The sequence below is a fragment of the Mesorhizobium zhangyense genome (genome assembly GCF_011045115.1).
GTDB lineage: Bacteria > Pseudomonadota > Alphaproteobacteria > Rhizobiales > Rhizobiaceae > Mesorhizobium_M > Mesorhizobium_M zhangyense.
Genome location: NZ_JAAKZG010000006.1, coordinates 38,073 through 52,916 on the forward strand (window position 1 = coordinate 38,073; position 14,844 = coordinate 52,916).

The following is a 14,844-nucleotide window of genomic DNA, read 5'->3' on the forward strand; positions in this document are numbered from 1 at the left end:
CTTACAGCGTCCTCGTCACCATCTCGACGCGGAAGCACTCGATGATGTCGCCCTGGCGCATGTCTTCGTAGTTCTGGAAGGCCATGCCACATTCCTGGCCGACCGGAACCTCGGAGACTTCGTCCTTGAAGCGCTTCAGCGTCTTCAGCGTGCCTTCGTGGATGACGACATCGTCGCGGATCAGGCGTACGCCGGCACCACGCTCGACCTTGCCTTCGGTGACACGGCAACCGGCAACCTTGCCGGTCTTGGTGATGTTGAAGACTTCTAGGATTTCGGCATTGCCGATGAAGGTTTCGCGGCGTTCCGGCGACAGCAGGCCCGACATCGCTGCCTTAACATCATCCACGAGATTGTAGATGATGTTGTAGTAGCGGATGTCGATACCGGCTTGTTCGGCGGCCTGACGGGCCTGCGGGTTGGCACGCACGTTGAAGCCGATCATGGCTGCACCAGACGTCTCGGCGAGCGACACGTCGCTTTCCGTGATGCCGCCGGCGCCGGCATGAACGATGCGAGCCCGCACTTCGTCGGTGCCGAGCTTGTCCAACGCGGCGATGATCGCCTCGACGGAGCCCTGCACGTCGGCCTTGATGACCAGCGGGAACTCCTTGAGGCCGCTCGACTGCAACTGCGACATCATATGTTCGAGCGAGCCGCGCTGGCCGACATGGCGGGCAGCGGCCTTGTCGCGTGCGAGACGCTGACGATACTCGGTGATCTCGCGTGCCCGCGCCTCGTTGGTAACGACAGCAAAGCGGTCGCCCGCCTGCGGCGTGCCCTGAAGACCCAGGATCTCGACCGGGGTCGCCGGCAGCGCTTCCTTCACGTGCTCGCCATGATCGTCGACGAGCGCGCGCACACGGCCCCACTCGTTGCCAGCCACGACGATGTCGCCGACAAGCAGCGTACCGGTCTGCACCAGAACGGTTGCCACCGAACCACGGCCCTTGTCGAGCTTGGCTTCGATGACGACGCCTTCGGCGGTACGGTTCGCGTTGGCCCTGAGGTCGAGCAATTCGGCCTGCAGCAGGATTGCTTCAAGCAGCTTGTCGAGATTGGTGCCCTTGGTCGCCGAAACCTCGACGTCCAGAACTTCACCGCCCATCGATTCCACGAAAACCTCGTGCTGCAGAAGCTGCGTGCGCACCTTCTGCGGATCGGCCGACGGCTTGTCGATCTTGTTGATCGCCACGATGATCGGAACACCGGCAGCCTTGGCGTGGCTGATGGACTCGATCGTCTGCGGCATCACGCTGTCGTCGGCAGCAACCACCAGGATGGCAATATCGGTCGCCTGCGCACCGCGGGCACGCATCGCCGTGAAGGCGGCGTGGCCCGGCGTGTCGATGAAGGTAATCTTCTGACCGTTCTTCTCGACCTGATAAGCGCCGATATGCTGGGTGATACCGCCGGCTTCGCCGGAGACCACGTTGGCATTGCGGATTGCATCGAGAAGCGAGGTCTTGCCGTGGTCGACGTGACCCATGATGGTGACGACCGGCGAACGCGGCTCCATGTCCTCGGGACGGTCGGCAACGTCGAACAGGCCTTCTTCGATATCGGATTCAGCGACGCGGCGAACCGTGTGGCCGAATTCGACAGCAATGAGCTCCGCCGTATCGGCATCGATAACGTCGCCCGGCTTCAGGATCTGGCCCTGCTTCATGAAGTACTTGACCACATCCACGGCCCGCTCGGACATACGCTGCGCGAGTTCCTGGATGGTGATGGTTTCAGGCAGCACCACTTCGCGCAGAACCTTCTCGCGCGGTTCCTGATGCATGGCACGCTTGAACTTTTCCTGACGGCGGCGCATCGACGACAGCGAACGGCCGCGGCTGTCTTCGTCTGAGGTGGCGCTGCTCAGCGTCAGCTTGCCGCGACGGCGGTCTTCCTCGCCCTTGGTCTTTGCCGGGCGGGCGACTTCTGGTGTTACGATCCGCTTGATCGGAACGGCGCTGCGCGGGGAAGCCACGCTCTTGCTCTTGGCTTCCGGTTCGTCAGCCACCAGATCCGCGTGCTGAGGCGCACGACGGCGTGCTTCTTCCTCGGCGCGGCGGCGGGCCTCGGCTTCTGTCTGGAGACGGGCTTCTTCCTCGGCCTGACGGCGGGCGGAGTCCTCACGCTCGCGACGACGGCGCTCTTCTTCTTCCTGGCGGCGCTTCGTGTCTTCCAGGGCGCGCTGGCGATCTTCGATCTCGCGAGCCTTGGAGCCTTCGAGTGCGCGGCGGCGCGCTTCCATCTCGCTGCTCGACAGCTCGTTGAGAACCATGCCGGAACGCTCCGCCACCGGTGCGGGCCTGGGTGCTGGCGCAGCAGGTGGAGGCGTGGGTGCAGGTGCAGCAACGGGCTTCGGCGCTTCCTGCACCACCGGTGCTGCAACGACCGGAGCGGGTGCGGGTGCAACAGGAGCGGGCTTCGGCGTGAATACCGAGGCAGCCGTCGGCTCCGGCTTGTCGCCGGGCATCGAGAATTTGCGCTTCTTGGTTTCGACGACGACGGCCTTGGTGCGCCCGTGCGAGAAGTTCTGCCGCACGGTGCCCTGCTCCACGCCTGGGCGCTTCAGCGTCAAGGTCTTCTTCGTGTTGACGCTCAACGTGTTGTCGTCACCCGATTTCGTATCGCTCATTCCATATCCTCTGCGGCTTCATCTTCGTCAGCAATTGCCGCAAACATTGCCCGGTCATCCGGGGATCCGCCCCGGTATCGGTCAAGCGCAACCATGCGCTTCAGCACCGCTTTTCCCGCGTCTTCCGCGAGAACGGCAGCATGTATCACATTTGTGCCCCCTAATGCCAAACTCAAATCGGCTTCCGAAAAAAGTTTGTAGGCATAGATTTCGGGGCCGCCGGCATAGGCGGTGGCGCGGCGTGCCTGGGTAATCTTGCGAAGGCCGTCTTCCGATGCTTCCACTGCGTGAAGAACGAGAAGCGCCTTTCCGCTGCGCACCGCACTTTCGACCTTTGTCGCGCCAAGTGCAATGGCACCGGCTTTGCGGGCCAGTCCGAGGACACCAAGGACGGATTTTGCCAGAAGCATATCCACCATCGCGCCAAGATCAGGCGAAACGGTGACTTCCTTCTTGAAGGCGCGGGCAAAGCTGTTCTTTGCCACGGCCTTGTCCACATGTAGGCGGTCGCCGGTCACCCAGCAACCACGCCCTGGAAGATTTCTTTTCAGATCGGGAACGACAGCAGAATCCGGCCCGACAACGAAACGGATCAGTTCATCCGGCTCGGCGGTCTTGCGCGTGACGATGCAGGTGCGATCGTTCATCTCTTCGTGGGTCAGGTCCCGTGCGATGCGTGTTCACCTCACGCACCAGCGGCTTCGGCAGGCGCTTCCTCAGCGACTGCTTCGTCCTCTGTGATCCAACCGGCCTTCAGGCGTGCAGCCAGGACCATCTGTTCAGCGTCGGTGCGCGAAATGGCGTAAGTGGCAAGAACGCCCGGGAAGAACTTAGTCTCGCCGTCCTTGCGTTCCTTCCAGCCGACGAGATCGTCGACTGCGTAACCGGCAAAATCCTCGACCGTCTTCACGCCGTCCTCGCCGAGCGTCACCAGCATTGCCGTGGTGATGCCCGGGATTTCGCGCAGTTCGTCCTCGACGCCGAGAGCGAGACGCTTGTCGTTATGCTCGGCTTCGATCTTCTCAAGATATTCACGCGCGCGGGTCTGGATCTCGCTGGCGGTGTCCTCGTCAAAGCCGTCTATCGAGGAAATCTCGTCGGCATCGACATAGGCTACTTCCTCAACGCTGGTGAAGCCTTCGGAGGCCAGCACCTGGCCGACCATCTCGTCGACGTCCAGCGCTTCCATGAAGAGGTTCGAACGCTCGACGAATTCCTTCTGGCGACGCTCGGATTCTTCCTGCTCGGTCAGGATGTCGATATCCCAGCCGGTGAGCTGCGAGGCCAGGCGAACGTTCTGGCCGCGGCGGCCGATGGCCAGCGAAAGCTGGTCGTCCGGCACCACGACTTCGATGCGCTCGGCGTCTTCGTCGAGAACCACCTTGGCGACTTCAGCCGGCTGCAAGGCATTGACGATGAAGGAGGCTGCCGAAGGCGACCACGGAATGATGTCGATCTTTTCGCCCTGCAATTCGCCGACAACGGCCTGGACGCGCGAACCGCGCATACCGACGCATGCGCCGACCGGATCGATCGAGCTATCGCGCGAAATGACGGCGATCTTGGCGCGGGAACCCGGATCACGGGCGACCGACTTGATCTCGATGATGCCGTCGTAGATTTCCGGCACTTCCATGGTGAAGAGCTTGGCCATGAACTGCGGATGGGTACGCGACAGGAAAATCTGCGGGCCGCGCTGTTCGCGGCGCACGTCGTAGACATAGGCGCGGACGCGGTCGCCATACTTATAGTTTTCGCGGGGGATCAGCTCGTCGCGGCGGATGATCGCCTCGCCACGGCCGAGATCGACGATGACGTTGCCGTATTCGACGCGCTTGACCGTGCCGTTGACGATCTCGCCGATGCGATCCTTGTATTCGTCGAACTGACGGTCACGCTCGGCCTCGCGCACCTTCTGAACGATGACCTGCTTGGCCGACTGTGCGGCGATGCGGCCGAAATCCATCGGCGGCAGCTGTTCGGCGATGAAGTCGCCGAGCTGCGCATCGGGATTGCGCTCGCGCGCCGAGGACAGTGCGATCTGGGTCGCGTAGTCGTCGACCTTTTCCACGACTTCCATCAGACGCTGCAGCTTCATCTCGCCGGTGGTCGGGTTGATGTCGGCGCGGATGTTGGTTTCCTGGCCGTAGCGCGACCGCGCGGCCTTCTGGATCGCGTCGGCCATTGCGGCGATCACGATTGATTTGTCGATCGACTTTTCACGCGCAACCGCATCGGCGATCTGCAGCAGTTCAAGCCTGTTCGCACTGACTACCATCTTCGTCTCCCTGAACAATGCCGGCGGGCCGGCTGCTCAATCACTCTTCTGTTTCGATTTCGTCTTCCGCGTCGTCTTCATCTTCGCCGCGGTTTTTCTTGGCTTCTTTGCGGGCCCTGTTGTCCTTGCTCAGCGCATCCCGGATCAGGTCGTCGGTCAGGATCAGGCGGGCGTCGGCAATCGTCTCGAACGGTATGCGCACGCTGGGCTCGTCGCCGTAAGCAGGCTGGTCGCGCTCGATAAGAACGCTTTCATCGTCGGTCTCTGCGATCTTGCCGCGAAAACGCTTGCGGTCGGCGACCAGGATCGACGTTTCCATCTTCACCAGATGACCGATCCAGGCGGAGAAATCCGTCTTGCGCACCAGCGGGCGGTCGATGCCAGGCGATGACACTTCCAGATGATAGGCCTTGTCGATCGGGTCGTCGACATCGAGCGCGGGAGAAACCGCGCGGCTGACCTCTTCGCAGTCCTCGACGGTCATGGTGCCGTCTTCGCGCTCGGCCATGATCTGCAGCGTCAGGCCGTTCTGGCCCGAAAGCCGCACGCGCACCAGCCGAAAGCCGATTGCACGCAGCACCGGCGCAATAATCGAAGCCACGCGTGCATCGACACCGCTTTCGCGGATGATGCGATCGTCGCCTGCTATGCTGGATGTCTCTTCCGTCATTCCCTGTCCGAGGCTGGGCCAGGTAACAAAAAAGAGCGGGACCGGGTGGACCCACTCTTCGTCATACCGACCAAGAATTTGGATGGGATATAACCCATTGGCCGGCGGGTTTCAAGTCCAAGACGGAACGGCGAGCTTGGCTGTGGGCAAGACGGCAGGTTTCCCAAGGATGCGCGGGGCGCATGGCTCGCATGCAGGAAACCATCTGCCAGAAATATCAACGGCTTCCTATATATGTTGCATCGCAGCAGAAATTTGATGCGATGCACAACTCGAAAGGAAGCTTTCAATGACCAAGCGAAGCGCAATTTCGGTGATGAGCGATCTCTTCAGCGTATTCGGCAGCGCCGTGGCAGTGTCCCGTGCCGTCGATGGCCGCAAGACGCCGAGTGAACATCACCTCCGCAACCTCGGCATCAACCCCGAGTCCTTCAAGAACATCCGGCCCTTCTAGATATTGATTTTGAAGCATGATCTTGTCCGAAAAGTCTGCAACTTTTCGGGATCATGCTCTAGAGAGCCGGATGTTGATGAGACGAGGATCGATCAATCCTCGTCGGCGGCGAGTTGCGACAGCACCTTGCCTCGCCCGCGTGCCCGCATCACCAGCGGCACGATCACGGCAGCAGCCGCAAGCGTCAGCAGCACGATCGAGATCGGCGAGTGCACCAGCACCGTCAGATCGCCCTGGCTGATCGCCAGAGCACGGCGCAATTGCTGCTCGGCCAACGGCCCCAGGATTAGCCCGACGACCACCGGTGCGATCGGATAGCCAAACTGGCGCAGCAGATAGCCCAGAATACCGAACGCCAGCAGCATTCCCAGTTCGAACACCGACGGGTTGGCGCCTATGGTGCCGAGCGTCGCGAAGACCAGGATGCCGGCATAGAGCCAGTGGCGTGGGATCGACAGAAGCCTGACCCACAGGCCGATCAGCGGCAGGTTCAGCACCAGCAGCATGAAATTGGCCACCAGCAGGCTGGCGATCAGGCCCCAGACCAACGATGAATTGTTGGCGAAGAGCAACGGCCCCGGCTGAAGGCCAAACTGTTGGAAGCCGGCCAGCATGATCGCCGCGGTCGCCGTCGTCGGCAGGCCGAGCGTCAGCAGCGGCACCAGCGTACCGGCGGCCGATGCATTGTTGGCTGCTTCGGGTCCCGCAACGCCTTCGATCGCGCCATGGCCGAATTCTTCCGGCTTCCTGGCAAGCTGCTTTTCCACCGAATAGGACAGGAAGGTGCCGATCTCGGCGCCGCCCGCCGGCATGGCGCCGATCGGGAAACCGATCGCCGTGCCGCGCAGCCATGGCTTCCACGACCGCGACCAATCCTCCCTGCTCATCCAGACGGAGCCCTTCACCGGCTCGATGCGCTCGTCGCCGCTGCTGCGTGACGCGGCAACCGTCAATGTTTCACCAATCGCAAAGAGCGCGACAGCCAGCGTCGTCACCTCGATACCGTCGAGCAGATCGGGAATGCCAAAGGCAAGGCGCGCCTGCCCTGTCTGCAGGTCGATTCCGATCAAGCCGAGCGCGAGGCCGAGAAAAAGCGCCGTCAGGCCACGCAGGGAAGACTCGCCGAAGGCAGCCGAAACGGTCATGAAGGCCAGCACCATCAACGCGAAATATTCGGCCGGGCCGAAGGACAGCGCGAATTTGACGATAAAGGGCGCGATAAGCGCCAGCCCGAACGTCGCAATCAGACCGGCGACGAAGGAGCCAATGGCAGCCGTCGCCAGCGCCGGCCCGCCCCTGCCCTTGCGGGCCATTTTGTTGCCTTCCAGCGCGGTAACGATCGAGGCACTTTCGCCCGGCGTATTGAGCAGGATCGACGTGGTCGAACCGCCATACATGCCACCGTAGTAGATACCCGCGAACATGATCAGCGAGCCGGCCGGATCGAGCTTGTAGGTGACCGGCAGAAGCAGCGCGACGGTCAGCGCCGGGCCGATGCCCGGCAGCACGCCGACGGCGGTGCCCAGCGTCACTCCGATCAGCGCGTAAAGAAGATTCATCGGCTCCAGCGCAACCAGGAACCCTTGTGCCAAAAGGCCGAACGTATCCATGCTCTAACCTTTCAGCCTAAAATAAACCGCTCGAGCGGACCTGCGGGCAGCGACAGTTGCAGCCCCTTGGAGAAGATGAACCAGACGACGAAGGACAGGACGATGCCAATCGGGATCGTCATCCACAGCGGTCCGCGCCCAAAGCCGCGCGCCGTGGCGGCAAACAGCAGGCCGGTGGCGATGGAAAAGCCTACGAACTTCAAAAGCAGCATCTGTGCGGCCAGGCCGCCGACGATCCAGATGACCGGTCCGAACTGCTGCGGTTCGCGCTCCGGAAAATCATGGCGAAGGGCGGCAAACACCGTCCACACGGCCAGAACGAAAAGGGCTGCGGCAATCGCATAGGGGAAAGCCGTCGGGCCGAGGCGGGAATAGCTGCCGGCGCCGCCCATATTGGCGGTGTTCCAGGCAATAACGCCGGCGATGATCGCCAGAACCGCCGCGATAACGAACGCCGCCCGATCAGGGCGGCGCTTGGTTCCGGATGTGTTGTTTTCCGTCATTTGACGAGACCGATGTCCTTCAGGATGCCGGAGGTCGATTCAATGTCCTTGGCAAGCTGCGCCTTGAACTCGTCGCCGGCCAGATAGGTGTCGGCCCAGCCCTTGGTGGCGAGCGCGTCCTTCCAGCTCTTCGACGTCACCATCTTTTCAACGTCGGCGCTGATAGCAGCCTTCTGCTCGTCGGTGATGCCGGGTGCCGCTGCAACCATGCGCCAGTTCTGGATGGAAACGTCAACGCCGCCTTCCTTGAAGGTCGGCGCATCGATGCCCGCGACCTTCTCGTCGCTGGAGATACCGATGATGCGCAGTTCGCCGGCCTTGATCTGCGATTCGAACTCGCCGTAGCCGGAAATGCCGACCGTGACCTGGCCGCCGAGAATCGCTGCAAGGGCTTCACCGCCACCGGAGAAGGCGATGTAGTTGACCTTGGTCGGATCGACGCCCACCGCCTTGGCAATCAGGCCGGCCGTGATGTGATCGGTACCGCCGGCCGAGCCGCCACCCCAGGACACCGAGCCGGGATCTGCCTTGAGCTTTGCGACGAGGCCAGCCATGTCCTTGATGTCGGACTTGGCGGGCACGACGATAGCTTCAAATTCGCCGGTGAGGCGGGCAATCGGCGTCACCTGGTCGAGCGTGACGGGAGATGCGTTGGTGAGGATCGCGCCGACCATGACATAGCCGCCGACGATGAGCTGCGAAGGATCGCCGCTGGCCTGATTGGCAAACTGGGCAAGGCCGATGGTGCCACCGGCGCCGGGGACGTTATTGACCTGCACGCTGCCGGAAATCTTTTCGTCCTGAAGGGCCGTCTGCATGGTGCGGGCGGTCTGGTCCCAGCCGCCACCGGGCGCTGCGGGCGCCATGATCTTGTAGTCGGCAGCATGTGCCGGAAGGGCAAGCAAGCCACCCAGTATCGACGCGAGTACGAAATGCTTCACGATGTTTCCTCCTTGGTTCGGTGCGCCATCAGGAGGTGGCGCGCCAGATGTGACTGTCGAAGCCTCGATTGCCCGGTTCATCACCGGCATCCGGGCTTTCTCTGGTTTGGAAGGTCTGGCAGGGCGTGGCCGTGCCACACCGCAGTCAGCATACCCATTTTCCCCTGCCGCAAGCCTCAAGGCCGCGGGCAAATATTCTGGGATATGGGCTTGGTTCCTCCCGAAACTCCCCGTTCTGGCTGCCTCCAACAGCCAAACCGACCGTCACATCACCACATCAACCTGACATAAGGCTGACATCCGGCAAGATCGTGCAGGCATTCTGTCAGTTCACTCCTGTCCTCGCAAGGCATCGTTCCAGCGCTTGATCAGCCGGGTGCGCTTGACCTGATCGAGATAGACCATCAGGCCGGGACTGACCGGCACCGGCCGCAACTGAGCGCCCAGCGTCGTCTGCATCATGCTGGCGGTATTCTCGCCGGACACGTCCGGATTGACCGCCGCAATATGCAGTTGCCTTGCCATGATCGCCTGGCCTTCGGCGGACATGAAATACTCGAGATATCTGCGCCCGAGATCAGGCGACTGCGCCGCCTTCGGCACCAACCCGATGCGCGACATGACCACCGTATAGTCCTTGGGCAGCATGATGCCGACATCGGGATGGCGCGACGCCCAATCGGCAGCGTAGGAGCCGAGAATGTTATAGCCAAGCACGAAGCGGCCATCGGCGATACGCTCCAGAATGGCGGAGCTTGTCGAATAGAGCTTTACGCCCGCCGCTCCCATCGCCTGGATCACCGTCCAGATATCGCCGAACTGTTCCTGGTCGCGGGACATGAACATGAAGCCGACGCCGGAGCGCTCGATGTCGTAGGTGGCGATGCGGCCGAAAACAGCATCGCCCTGATGCTGCAGATAATCCACGAACTGTTTGCGCGTGGCAGGCGGCTCGACATTCCTAAAGCTAGGCTTGTGATAGACGAAGACTGCGGGCTCGAATGTCAGCGCATAAGCCGTGTTGCGCCAGTTCGCCCAGCGCGGCCAGCGCTCGCTCAGCGGGAGATCGCTTTGCTGCGCATAGCCGTCATTGGCAAGCTTCACCTGCAGATCCATAGCCGACGAGAATGCCATATCCGCGGTTTTCTCGCCTGCATCGGTCTCGCGCACGATGCGGTCGTAGATGTCGGAGGTCAGCATATCCTCGTAGCGAACCGCAACGCCCGGATTGGCCTTCTGGAAACCGGCGATCATCGGTTCGACCAGCGGCGTATCCAGCGAGGAGTAGACGATGAGCGTGCGCGCGCTCGCGTTGCCGTCCAATGCCGGGAAGAGCACCTCTTGTGCCGTGGCAGAGAAAGCTCCAGAGAGCAGAAGAATGAGGAATGCAAGCAGCCGCATGATCGGGCGACCATGCAACAGGCTCAATGTGTTCACAAGCTTTCGCTCCCGTAAGTATTTGTTTGTACGCAATTCCGGACGGAAAACCGTTTCACACTTTTCCTGGAATTGCTCTAGGGTGCCAGGAAAAATGAGGAATTCGTGCGCATACTGGTGGTGGAGGACAACGTCACACTGGCAAACGGACTCGCTGCCGTCCTGCGCGGCAGCGGCTATGCCGTGGATATCGTCGGCGACGGCGCCTCGGCAGTCGCCGTGCTTGCGACCGAACGTTTCGATGTGGTCGTGCTCGACCTCAATCTCCCGGAGATGGACGGCCTTGACGTGCTGCGCACCATGCGGGCGCGCCAGAACAATGCCAGCGTGCTGATCCTGACGGCGCGCAGCGCCTTCGAAGACAGGGTCAAGGGCCTCAACCTCGGCGCGGACGACTACATGATCAAGCCGTTCGACGTCGGCGAACTCGAAGCCCGCGTTCGCGTGCTCCTGCGCCGGCAGGCGGGACTGAAGGCCGCCACCATCGCGTTCGGCGATGTGTCCTTCGACCAGAATTCGCGCAGCTTTTCAGCCGGCGGGATATCGCTCGATTTGCCGGCGCGCGAAATCAGCCTGCTGGAAACACTGTTCCTGCGCGCCGGCAAGGTCGTCACCAAGCAGTCGATCATAGAGTCGCTCGCCGGCTTCGACGACGATCTGAGCGCCAATGCCATCGAGCAATATGTCAGCCGGCTGCGCAAGCGCCTGGCGCCGCACGGGCTGACGGTGCGCACCGCGCGCGGCATCGGCTACTACCTCGAAAAGACGCAAAGCTCCTGATGGCTGGCGTATCGACCTATTCGCTGCGCCGCCGGCTCCTTCTCTGGCTGCTGCTGCCGCTGATCGCGCTTGGCCTGATAGCGCTGGTCGACACCTATGGCGAAGCCGTGCAAACCGCCAATGCCGTGTCCGACCGCGTGCTTGCCGGCTCGGCGCTGGCGATTGCCGAGCGCGTGGTCGTCGCGGAAGACGGCACGCTGGAGGTCGACATCCCCTATGTCGCGCTGGAAATGCTGACATCGGCGGCGCAGGACCGGGTGTTCTATCGTGTGGAAGGTCCGCCCGGTACATTCATCACCGGCTACCAGTCGTTGCCGACAATCGCTGTTTCCGTGCCCGAGCGTGCGGTCTATGCCGACGCGGAGTTTCGCGGCGAGCCTATACGGCTCGCGGTGCTGGCGCGCTCGGCCTCGACCGGCGTGAACTCCGTCCCCTTTGTCGTGACGGTCGCCGAAACCACCATCGCCCGCACGCGGTTGACCGAAACCATCCTGCTGCGCTCGGCGCTGCGCTTGGCGATACTTATTGCGGGGGCGGCCATCATCGTCTGGTTTGCCGTCACCGCCTCACTGCGGCCGCTCTACCGACTCCGCGAAGCCATCACCGAGCGCAGCCCGGACGATCTTCGCCCTATCGAGCAATCGGTGCCCAACGAGGTGCGGGGACTTGTCGATTCCGTCAATTCCTTCATGGTCAGACTAGCCTCGGCGCTCGATGCGCTGCGTCATTTCACCGGCAATGCCAGCCATCAGTTGCGCACGCCGCTGACCATCATCAGGACGCAGCTGGCTCTGGCGGCGCGGGCACATTCGCTTGATGAGGCCCGGACAGCGGCTGCTACCGGTGACGAAGCCGTTGCCCATGCCGAGCGAATGCTTACCCAGTTGCTGCTGATGGCGAAGATCGACGAGGCGGCATCCCAACGCCTCAGGGATCTTGTTGCCGTCGATCTCACCGCGCTCGCGCAAGGTTGCACCGCCGACCGCATCCCGAAAGCACAAACGGCTGGGATCGATCTCGGTTTCGAAGGCGAAGAGATACTCGTGATCCGGGGCGAGCCGCTGCTGCTGGGCGAGTTGATCGGAAACCTCATCGAGAACGCCATAGCCTATGCCGGCTCGGGCGCGATGGTGACGGCACGCGTGCTGAGGGATGACGGCGTCATCCTCGAAGTCGAAGACAACGGTCCCGGCCTTTCCTCAGAGCAGATCGAGACGGTCCGGAAGCGCTTTTCGCGCGGTGGCGACGGCTCGAAACCGGGTACGGGCCTTGGCCTGCCGATCGTGGAGGAAATCGCCGGACTTTTCGCAGGAAAGCTTTCGCTGCTCCCGGCTCCCGGCGGGAGTGGGTTGCGCGCTCGCGTAAAATTTCCCGAAGCCGCGCGGTAGTCGCAGTCAGACCCTGATGAAGGTCATATAGGCTGGCCGACGGCCTTCACGAACTGCCTTTGCCTCGTAGCGGGTACGGATCCAGCCCTCGTAAGGCTCGTGCCAGTCGCTGGCATCGGAAGCCTGCCACTCGAATGCCTCATGGGCGCGGCAGTGAAGCAGCGTCCAATTCACATAGGTGTCTATGTCGGAAGCGAAGCGGAATTTAGCGCCGCTCTTCAGCACGCGCGCGAAACGGTCGAGATTGGCCTCGCTGACAAAGCGCCGCTTCCAGTGCTTCTTTTTCGGCCAGGGATCTGGATAAAGCAGGTCGATGCCGGACAGCGATGCTTCGGGTAGCCAGTCGAGCACGCGCGTCGCGTCGTCGTCATAGACGCGCAGATTGGCGAGCGGCTTTTCGGCGAGCGACGTCATCAGGCGGGCCATGCCGTTGACGAACGGCTCGACGCCGATGAAGCCGGTGTCGGGGTGAAGCGAGGCGATGTGGTGGAGATGCTCGCCGCCGCCGAAGCCGATTTCCAGACGCACGTCGGCAACCGGCACGGGAAACAACTGGCGCAGATCGGCAGGCGCCATCTCGGCCAGATCGAGCCGGTGTTTCTCTAGGCCTGCCTCAAGAGACGCGGCCTGGTACGGACTCATGGTCTTGCCATGCCGCCGACCGAAAAAAGCTTCGGTCGAACGGCTGCGCCTTGCTTCGGCGTTCATAGCAACATCACCCCTGACGATCAGGCCGCGACCGCCTCCTTGAGCGCCTTGACGAGGTCGGTCTTCTCCCAGGAGAAGGACCCGTCGCGGCCGGCCTTGCGGCCGAAGTGACCGTAGGCGGCCGTGCGTGCGTAGATCGGCTTGTTCAGGTCGAGATGCTTGCGGATGCCCGACGGAGACAGGTCCATCACATTGCGCAAGGCGGTTTCCACCACGTCTTCGCTGACCTTTCCGGTGCCGTGCAGGTCGACATAGACCGACAGCGGCTGCGCCACGCCGATGGCGTAGGAAAGCTGGATCGTGCAGCGATCGGCCAGCTTGGCAGCAACGACGTTCTTGGCGAGGTAGCGCGCGGCGTAGGCTGCCGAGCGGTCGACCTTGGTCGTGTCCTTGCCGGAGAACGCGCCGCCACCATGAGGTGCCGCACCGCCATAGGTGTCGACGATGATCTTGCGTCCGGTCAGGCCGGCATCGCCATCGGGTCCGCCGATCACGAACTTGCCGGTCGGGTTGATGTACCAGTTGCAATCGTCCGCGATCTTGAGCGAGCCGAGCGCCTCGATGATGTAAGGCTCGACGACCTTGCGCACCTTCTTGGAATCCCAGCTTGCGTCGAGATGCTGGGTCGAGAGCACGATCTGGGTCACTTCGGCGGGCTTGCCGTCGATGTAGCGCACGGTCACCTGGCTCTTGGCGTCCGGGCCGAGCTTGCCGGCATCGCCTTCGCCCTTGTGGCGGGCAGCGGCCAGCAGTTCGAGGATCTTGTGGCTGTAGTAGAGCGGCGCCGGCATGAGGTCCGGCGTCTCGTTGCAGGCGTAGCCGAACATGATGCCCTGGTCGCCCGCGCCTTCCTCGCCCTGCTTGTCGGCGGCGTTGTCGACGCCCTGGGCGATATCGGCTGACTGGCCATGCAGCAGGATGTCGATCTTCGCCTTCTTCCAGTGGAAGCCGTCCTGCTCGTAGCCGATCGCCCTGATCGCCTTGCGCGCGGCGGACTTGAACTTGGACGGGTTGATGATCGGGAATTCCCTGGCGTCTTCCAGGATGTTGCCGTTCTTGTCCTGCTTCAGCAGCGACTTGGGCACACGGACCTCACCGGCGATGACGACGCGATTGGTGGTGGCCAGCGTCTCGCATGCGACGCGCACCTCCCAGGCGTCCATCTGCGCCTCGCCATTGCCGTTTTTCTTCGCTGCTTCGCGATAAACCAGATCGACGATTTCGTCGGAAATGCGATCGCAGACCTTGTCCGGATGGCCTTCGGAAACGGATTCGCTTGTAAAGAGATAATTCTGCCGCGTCACGGGTGTCCCCTCTTGAAAGAAACGAACGGCAGAATGCCGCGTTCTGGCGGCACACGTGTTACCGAAGCCGCACAGAGCCCGTCAAGCAGACATTTTGCGTGGCGCAAGGCCTTTTTGGAATTGGCGACCTAGAAAGGTC

Annotated in this window: 13 protein-coding genes; 3 read left to right on the plus strand and 10 right to left on the minus strand. The window is 62.3% G+C overall.

Annotation, left to right across the window (positions count from 1 at the left end; all coding sequences use genetic code 11):
* Window position 1 precedes the first annotated feature (1 nt).
* From infB to rimP, 4 genes are read right to left on the minus strand one after another with little or no spacing between them, the layout of a single operon-like run.
* Entirely contained in the window at window positions 2-2,632 is a 2,631-nt protein-coding gene (gene infB / locus G6N74_RS15790) for a translation initiation factor IF-2 (protein WP_165118913.1), read from the minus strand.
* Window positions 2,629-3,279 (minus strand): RNA-binding protein, encoded by a 651-nt coding sequence (locus tag G6N74_RS15795; RefSeq protein WP_165118914.1) that lies wholly within the window; start codon window positions 3,277-3,279, stop codon window positions 2,629-2,631. Before G6N74_RS15795 ends, infB begins: the two co-directional genes overlap by 4 nt.
* Window positions 3,280-3,317: 38 nt before the next feature.
* Window positions 3,318-4,910 carry a transcription termination factor NusA gene (gene nusA, locus G6N74_RS15800; RefSeq protein WP_165118915.1) on the minus strand — a complete coding sequence of 531 codons (1,593 nt, stop codon included), beginning with the start codon at window positions 4,908-4,910 and terminating at the stop codon, window positions 3,318-3,320.
* Window positions 4,911-4,950: 40 nt separating this feature from the next.
* Complete coding sequence (gene rimP, locus G6N74_RS15805; protein ID WP_165118916.1) at window positions 4,951-5,580, minus strand: ribosome maturation factor RimP; 630 nt, start codon at window positions 5,578-5,580, stop codon at window positions 4,951-4,953.
* Between the two features lie 289 nt (window positions 5,581-5,869).
* Here rimP and G6N74_RS15810 point away from each other — a divergent pair, with 289 nt between their 5' ends.
* Window positions 5,870-6,034, plus strand: a complete 165-nt coding sequence (locus G6N74_RS15810; RefSeq protein ID WP_165118917.1) for a hypothetical protein — start codon at window positions 5,870-5,872, stop codon at window positions 6,032-6,034.
* Window positions 6,035-6,126: 92 nt separating this feature from the next.
* On the opposite strand, the gene G6N74_RS15815 is transcribed toward G6N74_RS15810, so the two are convergent.
* From G6N74_RS15815 to G6N74_RS15830, 4 genes are all read right to left on the minus strand, one after another.
* The gene (locus G6N74_RS15815) at window positions 6,127-7,644 is read right to left on the minus strand and encodes a tripartite tricarboxylate transporter permease (RefSeq protein WP_165118918.1); all 1,518 of its coding nucleotides are present in this window, start codon (window positions 7,642-7,644) and stop codon (window positions 6,127-6,129) included.
* An 11-nt stretch (window positions 7,645-7,655) separates the two neighbouring features.
* Complete coding sequence (locus tag G6N74_RS15820; RefSeq protein WP_165118919.1) at window positions 7,656-8,147, minus strand: tripartite tricarboxylate transporter TctB family protein; 492 nt, start codon at window positions 8,145-8,147, stop codon at window positions 7,656-7,658.
* Window positions 8,144-9,088: a Bug family tripartite tricarboxylate transporter substrate binding protein gene (locus G6N74_RS15825; protein ID WP_165118920.1), complete on the minus strand. Its 945-nt coding sequence runs from the start codon at window positions 9,086-9,088 to the stop codon at window positions 8,144-8,146. The genes G6N74_RS15820 and G6N74_RS15825 overlap by 4 nt, the downstream gene beginning before the upstream one ends.
* A gap of 330 nt (window positions 9,089-9,418) precedes the next feature.
* The gene (locus G6N74_RS15830; protein WP_165119212.1) at window positions 9,419-10,489 is read right to left on the minus strand and encodes an ABC transporter substrate-binding protein; all 1,071 of its coding nucleotides are present in this window, start codon (window positions 10,487-10,489) and stop codon (window positions 9,419-9,421) included.
* A 141-nt stretch (window positions 10,490-10,630) separates the two neighbouring features.
* Here G6N74_RS15830 and G6N74_RS15835 point away from each other — a divergent pair, with 141 nt between their 5' ends.
* Both G6N74_RS15835 and G6N74_RS15840 read left to right on the plus strand, forming a co-directional pair.
* Window positions 10,631-11,305, plus strand: coding sequence for a response regulator transcription factor (locus tag G6N74_RS15835; RefSeq protein WP_165118921.1), 675 nt, complete (start codon window positions 10,631-10,633; stop codon window positions 11,303-11,305).
* Window positions 11,305-12,693: a sensor histidine kinase gene (locus G6N74_RS15840; protein WP_165118922.1), complete on the plus strand. Its 1,389-nt coding sequence runs from the start codon at window positions 11,305-11,307 to the stop codon at window positions 12,691-12,693. The genes G6N74_RS15835 and G6N74_RS15840 overlap by 1 nt, the downstream gene beginning before the upstream one ends.
* A gap of 6 nt (window positions 12,694-12,699) precedes the next feature.
* Here the strand turns inward: G6N74_RS15840 and trmB are convergent, their stop codons facing one another.
* Together trmB and metK are read right to left on the minus strand one after the other, a co-directional pair.
* A complete protein-coding gene (trmB, locus tag G6N74_RS15845; RefSeq protein WP_165118923.1) occupies window positions 12,700-13,401 on the minus strand; it encodes a tRNA (guanine(46)-N(7))-methyltransferase TrmB in 702 nt (233 codons plus the stop codon).
* 20 nt (window positions 13,402-13,421) lie between these two features.
* Window positions 13,422-14,705 carry a methionine adenosyltransferase gene (gene metK, locus G6N74_RS15850; RefSeq protein WP_165118924.1) on the minus strand — a complete coding sequence of 428 codons (1,284 nt, stop codon included), beginning with the start codon at window positions 14,703-14,705 and terminating at the stop codon, window positions 13,422-13,424.
* Window positions 14,706-14,844 lie beyond the last annotated feature (139 nt).